Annotated in this window: 3 protein-coding genes and 1 riboswitch; of the genes, 2 read left to right on the top strand and 1 reads right to left on the bottom strand. The window is 70.2% G+C overall.

From position 1 onward, the window contains the following. Nucleotides 1-191: 191 nt before the first annotated feature. On the top strand, nucleotides 192-3248 hold the full coding sequence (gene putA, locus ACFLIT_RS17770; protein ID WP_479912598.1) for a bifunctional proline dehydrogenase/L-glutamate gamma-semialdehyde dehydrogenase PutA: 3057 nt from the start codon (nucleotides 192-194) through the stop codon (nucleotides 3246-3248). 173 nt (nucleotides 3249-3421) lie between these two features. On the opposite strand, the gene ACFLIT_RS17765 is transcribed toward putA, so the two are convergent. After that, on the bottom strand, nucleotides 3422-4000 hold the full coding sequence (locus ACFLIT_RS17765; RefSeq protein ID WP_479912597.1) for a TMEM165/GDT1 family protein: 579 nt from the start codon (nucleotides 3998-4000) through the stop codon (nucleotides 3422-3424). Nucleotides 4001-4121: 121 nt separating this feature from the next. Continuing rightward, nucleotides 4122-4211: riboswitch (yybP-ykoY riboswitch) on the bottom strand. A 249-nt stretch (nucleotides 4212-4460) separates the two neighbouring features. Here ACFLIT_RS17765 and ACFLIT_RS17760 point away from each other — a divergent pair. Next, nucleotides 4461-6320 carry a ribonucleoside-diphosphate reductase subunit alpha gene (locus tag ACFLIT_RS17760; protein ID WP_479912603.1) on the top strand — a complete coding sequence of 620 codons (1860 nt, stop codon included), beginning with the start codon at nucleotides 4461-4463 and terminating at the stop codon, nucleotides 6318-6320. The last annotated feature ends 135 nt before the right edge of the window (nucleotides 6321-6455 follow it).

Here is a 6455-nt window from a genome sequence, read left to right as displayed (position 1 = left end):
ACGTCGATCGTCAGCGGAGGCCCAGCCTCCTGAGACTTGCGGGAGCCCGGCCGAAAGGTCGGGCTCCTTGCATTTGGGCCATCCGCCCGCCCGCGCCGCCCCTGGGATAAAAGTCTCGTGAGACGCGGCTTGCGGCGCACGTTGCGACCCATCATTGTCCATCGCGTAGAAAAATCCACGCGAGGAAGCGCATGGCCTGGGATGATCTTGACGCGGGCAAGTCGCGGGACGAACGCCAGGCCCTGGCCGACCTGCTCGCCGCCCGCCCCCTCGACGACGGCGAACGCGCCGCCGTCCGCGCCGAGGCCGAGATGCTGGTCCGCGCGGCCCGAGCCAGCGCCCGCCGCCAGGGCGTGGTCGAAGGCTTCCTGCAGGAGTTCTCGCTCTCCACCCGCGAAGGCCTGGCGCTGATGTGCCTGGCCGAGGCCCTGCTGCGCACGCCCGACGAGGCGACCCGCGACCGCCTGATCGCCGAGAAGATCGGCTCGGCCGACTGGGCCTCGCATCTCGGCCAGTCCGGCAGCCTGTTCGTCAACGCCTCCACCTGGGGCCTGATGCTCACCGGCAAGCTGGTCGAGGTCGACGACGACGCCCGTCGCGACCTGCCCGGCTTCCTGCGCCGCATCGCCGGCCGCGTCGGCGAGCCGGTGATCCGCGCCGCCGTCGCCCAGGCCATCCGCATCATGGGCGAGCAGTTCGTGCTCGGCCGCGATATCGAGGCGGCGCTGAAGCGCGCCGGCTCGGAAGGCTATCTCTGCAGCTTCGATATGCTGGGCGAGGGCGCCCGCACCGCCGGCGACGCGGCGCGCTACGAGGGCGCCTACGCCGCCGCCATCGAGGCGGTCGGCCGCGCCTCGAAAGGCGCCGGCCCGGAGGCGGGCCACGGCGTCTCGGTGAAGCTCTCGGCCCTGTCGCCGCGCTATGAGGCGACCCATGAGGCGCGGGTCTGGGACGAACTCTATCCGCGCCTGCTGCGCCTGGCCGAGATCGCCGCCCGCCACGACGTCAATTTCACCATCGACGCCGAGGAGGCCGACCGCCTCGTCCTGTCGCTGAAGCTGCTAGACCGGCTGGCGCGCGAGGCGTCGCTGGGCGCCTGGAACGGGCTTGGCCTCGCGGTGCAGGCCTATCAGAAGCGCGGCCCCGCGGTGATCGACGCCGTCGCGGCCCTGGCGCGCGACAGCGGCCGCAGGCTGATGGTGCGCCTCGTCAAGGGCGCCTACTGGGACAGCGAGATCAAGCGCGCCCAGGTCGCCGGCCGGCCCGGCTATCCGGTCTACACCACCAAGGCGGCGACCGACCTGTCCTACCTCGTCTGCGCCCGCCGGCTGATCGCGGCCGCCCCGCACCTCTACGCCCAGTTCGCCACCCACAACGCCCACACCCTGGCCGCCGTGCGCCGCATGGCCGACGAGGCCGGGGTGAAGATCGAGTTCCAGCGCCTTCACGGCATGGGCGAGGCGCTCTACGGCGCGGCCCGCGAGCTCTACGGCGACGTCACCCTGCGCGCCTACGCCCCGGTCGGCGGCCACGAGGACCTTCTGCCCTACCTCGTCCGCCGTCTGCTGGAGAACGGGGCCAACAGTTCCTTCGTCCACCTGCTGCTCGACGAGAACACTCCGCCCGCGACCGTGGTGGTCGATCCGATCGGCGTGGTCGAGGCGGCCGGCGCCGGGCCGCATCCGCGCATCCCCCTGCCGGTCGACATCTACGGCGGGTCCCGCGCCAATTCGATGGGCGTCGACCTCAGCGTCGCCGCCGAGCGCGAGGCCCTGGTCGCCGCCGTCGAACGCTTGCCGCAGGTCGGCTCAGGCCCCGAGGCGGTGCGCAATCCCGCTGACGGCGCGGTGGTCGGCCATGTGAAGGAGGCGACGTCCGAGGAGATCGACCGCGCCTTCGCCGCCGCCCGCAAGGCGCAACCGGCCTGGGACGCCGCCGGCGGCCCGACCCGCGCCAAGGTGCTGCGCGCCATGGCCGACGCCCTGGAGGCCAACCGCGACCGCCTGATCGCCCTCTGCGCCCGCGAGGCCGGCAAGACCCAGGCCGACGGCGTCGCCGAGGTGCGCGAGGCCGCCGACTTCTGCCGCTATTACGCCCACCTGGCCCTGACCAGGTTCGCCGGACCCGAAGCGCTCAAGGGCCCGGTCGGCGAGACCAACACCCTGGAGCTGCGCGGTCGCGGGGTCTTCGCCTGCATCAGCCCGTGGAACTTCCCCCTGGCCATCTTCACCGGCCAGGTCTGCGCCGCCCTGGCCGCCGGCAACGCGGTGGTCGCCAAGCCGGCCGAGCAGACGCCGCTGATCGCCGCCGAGGCCGTGCGCCTCTATCACGCCGCCGGGCTCGACCCGGCGCTGCTGGCCCTCGTCCCCGGCCGGGGCGAGACGGTGGGGGCCGCCCTCGTGTCCCACCCCCTCTGCGCCGGCGTCGCCTTCACCGGCGGAACCGACACCGCCGGCCACATCAACCGCGCGATCGCCCGGCGCTCCGGCCCGATCATCCCGTTCATCGCCGAGACCGGCGGGCTCAACGGCATGTTCGTCGACTCGACCGCGCTCAGGGAGCAGGTGATCGACGACGTCATCCTCTCGGCCTTCGGCTCGGCCGGCCAGCGCTGCTCGGCCCTGCGCTTGCTGTTCGTCCCGCACGATGTCGCCGATTCGCTGATCGAGGGGCTGAAGGGCGCGATGGACGCCCTGGTGGTCGGCGACCCCGCCGATCCGGCCACCGACGTCGGGCCGGTGATCGATCCGGACGCCAAGGCCGCTCTGGAGGCCCACCGCCAGCGCCTGGACCGCGAGGCCAAGGTGCTGCACGCCTTGCCCACGCCCCCGACCGGGACCTTCTTCAGCCCGATGCTGGCCGAGCTGCCGCCTGGCGTCGCCGGCGCCGGCTTCCTCGACCGCGAGGTGTTCGGCCCCATCCTCCACATCGTCCGCTATCGGCCGAGCGAGCTGGCGGCCGTGGCCACCGCCCTGGCCGCCAAGGGCTATGGCCTCACCCTCGGCGTCCACTCGCGCATCGAGGCCTTCGCCGAGGAGGTCCGCGCGGCGGTTCCGGCCGGCAACGTCTACGTCAACCGTTCGATCATCGGGGCGGTGGTCGGGGTGCAGCCGTTCGGCGGCGAAGGCCTGTCCGGCACCGGCCCCAAGGCCGGCGGCCCCAACGCCCTGTCCCGCTACGCGGTGGAGCGGGCGGTGAGCGTCAACATCACCGCCCAGGGAGGCGACCCCAGCCTGTTGAACCTCTGAGCGACCGCCCTCGCCCCCTTCGACGCCGCCTGCGGCGGCGCTCAGGACAAGCTTCGAGGCCGCTTCGCGGCGCCTCAGGGTGAGGACGACTTTCGGCTCAGCATCTCATTCGAAATCCTCACCCTGAGGTGCGAGCGCAAGCGAGCCTCGAAGGGCGAGGGTTTCGCCCCCTTCTAGCCCGCCGCCAGCACCCAGACCCCCACCGCCGCGAAACACGCCGCCGCGCCCCAGCGGATGTATTTCAGCGGCAGCTTCGTCGCCGCCTTCTCGCCGATGAACACCGCCGGCCCGTTGGCCAGCATCATGCCCAGGGTCGTGCCGGCGGCCACCGTCAGCACGTCGTGGAATCGGGCGGCGAGGGCGGCGGTGGCCACCTGGGTCTTGTCGCCCATCTCCACCAGGAAGAAGGCCACGGCGGTGGTCAGGAAGATCGAGCCGTGGCCGATCGGCTTCGGTTCGGCCTCGTCCTCCTCCAGCTTGTCGGGAATCAGCGCCCAGCCGGCGAAGGCCAGGAAGGCGAGGCCCAGGATCCAGCGCATCCACGGGCCTTGCAGAAAGGCGCCGGCGGCGGCCCCCACGGCGGCGGCGAGGGCGTGGTTGGCCAGGGTGGCGACCAGGATGCCCGCCAGAATCGGCCACGGCTTGCGGAAGCGGGCGGCCAGCAGGATGGCCAGCAGCATGGTCTTGTCGCCGATCTCGGCGACAGCCACGAGCCCGGCGGAGACCCCGAGGGTCGAAAGGGCGTCGATCACGATTCGATTCGTCTCCGCGGGGCCTTAAGCACGACCAATGACGCCGCGTCGGCGGCCCCGCATGGTCCGCCCACGGCGTCAAAGGTCTCGCCGAACCGCCCCGGGCCTCGCGGCCCGTCTTGGTCCCGGTGCGCCATGGAGCCGCGGCTCCAAGTGTGTTGACGCATCCCCCGCTGATCGGCGCGGGCGGCTACTCCCCAGTGACGGCGGGGATTTACGCCTTGGCGCCTCTCCGATCAAGCGCCATGGTGCGACTGCGCGTTAACCTTTTGTTGACGAAAAAAATGCGCTCGGCGACCGCTCTGGGCGTTGACGACTCTTTCACGGTCAGGCCCCATATGTAGGGGCAGGTGATGCTTCGCATACCACATGTATGGGCTGCGGAGCGGGGCCGGGGCCGCGCGAAGGCGCTGAAAGGGTTCAGGAATTTACGGCGATGATGGGCGACGCAGCACACCAGATGACTTCCGAGACCAACCCGTCGGCCGACGCCGCGCCGATGGAGCGGGCGCAACCGGTCCTGCACCTGGTGCCGAAGACGCCGGTCGTGGTCGATCGCTCGCGCGACGCCCTGCTGACCGAGTTCGGCAAGACCACCCTGGAGGACCGCTACCTCCTGGCCGGCGAGAGCTATCAGGACATGTTCGCCCGCGTCGCCACGGCCTTCGCCGACGACGATGAGCACGCCCAGCGCGTCTACGACTACATGAGCCGCCTGTGGTTCATGCCCGCCACCCCCGTGCTGTCGAACGGCGGCGCCGGTCGCGGCCTGCCGATCAGCTGCTTCCTCAACGCCGTGAACGACAGCCTCGACGGCATCGTCGGCGTCTGGAACGAGAACGTCTGGCTGGCCGCCAACGGCGGCGGCATCGGCACCTATTGGGGCGGCGTGCGCTCGATCGGCGAGCAGGTGAAGGGCGCGGGCAAGACCAGCGGCATCATCCCGTTCATCCGCGTGATGGACAGCCTGACCCTCGCCATCAGCCAGGGCTCCCTGCGCCGCGGCTCGGCCGCCGTCTACCTCGATATCCACCACCCGGAGATCGAGGAGTTCCTCGAGATCCGCAAACCCTCGGGCGACTTCAACCGCAAGAGCCTGAACCTTCACCACGGCATCTCGATCAGCGACGAGTTCATGCACGCCGTCCGCGACGGCGAGATGTTCGGTCTGCGCTCGCCGAAGACCGGCGAAGTGGTGAAGGAGGTCTCGGCCCGCATGCTCTGGCAGAAGGTGCTCGAGCTGCGCCTGCAGACCGGCGAGCCCTACCTGATCTTCTCCGACGCGGTGAACCGCGCCCTGCCGAGCCACCAGCGCGAGCTGGGCTTCAAGGTCCGCCAGTCGAACCTCTGCAGCGAGATCATGCTGCACACCGGCAAGGACCACCTGAACAACGACCGCACCGCCGTCTGCTGCCTGTCGTCGGTCAACGCCGAGACCTTCCTCGAATGGCGCGACGAGCCGCGCTTCGTCGAGGACGTCATGCGCTTCCTCGACAACGTGCTGCAGGACTTCATCGACCGCGCCCCCGACGCGGCCTCGTCCGCCCGCTACGCCGCCATGCGCGAGCGCTCGGTCGGCCTCGGCCTGATGGGCTTCCACTCCTTCCTGCAGAAGCAGAACGTGCCGTTCGAAAGCGCCCTGGCCAAGAGCTGGAACATGCGCCTGTTCAAGCACCTGCGCCGCGAGGCCGACAAGGCGTCGGTCAAGCTGGCCGAGGAAAAGGGCGCCTGCCCGGACGCCGCCGAGCGCGGCGTGATGGAGCGCTTCTCGCACAAGCTGGCCATCGCCCCGACCGCCTCGATCTCGATCATCTGCGGCGGCACCAGCGCCGGCATCGAGCCGATCCCGGCCAACATCTACACCCACAAGACCCTGTCGGGCTCCTTCGCGGTGAAGAACCCCTACCTGGAGCGCCTGCTCGCCGAGAAGGGCCTGAACACCGACGCGGTGTGGAACTCGATCCTCGAGAACGAGGGTTCGGTTCAGCACCTCGACGGCCTGACCCAGGACGAGAAGGACGTCTACAAGACCGCCTTCGAACTCGATCAGCGCTGGGTGGTCGAACTGGCCGCCGACCGCACGCCGGAAGTCTGCCAGAGCCAGTCGGTGAACCTGTTCATCCCCGGCGATGTGGATAAGTGGGACCTGCACATGCTGCACTGGCAGGCGTGGGAGCGTGGCATGAAGTCCCTCTACTACCTGCGCTCCAAGTCGGTGCAGCGGGCCGCCTTCGCCGGCGCCGACGGCGGGTCGGAAGCGGCCAAGATGGTCGAGGCCGCCGCCAAGACCGACTACGAGGAATGCCTCGCCTGCCAATAGGGCGAACGGCGGTCATCAAAGCTTGTAAGGGAATCTTTCGCCCCGGCGCTCATCCGAGCGCCGGGGCTTTCTTTTTCTCGTCATCAAATCCCTGAATTCCTTGAGGATACGCTCGCTAGGAATCCGCGGAACGAA

This window comes from Caulobacter sp. HJHS_5 (assembly GCF_056683955.1).
This window is presented reverse-complemented; position numbering and strand designations above follow the sequence as displayed.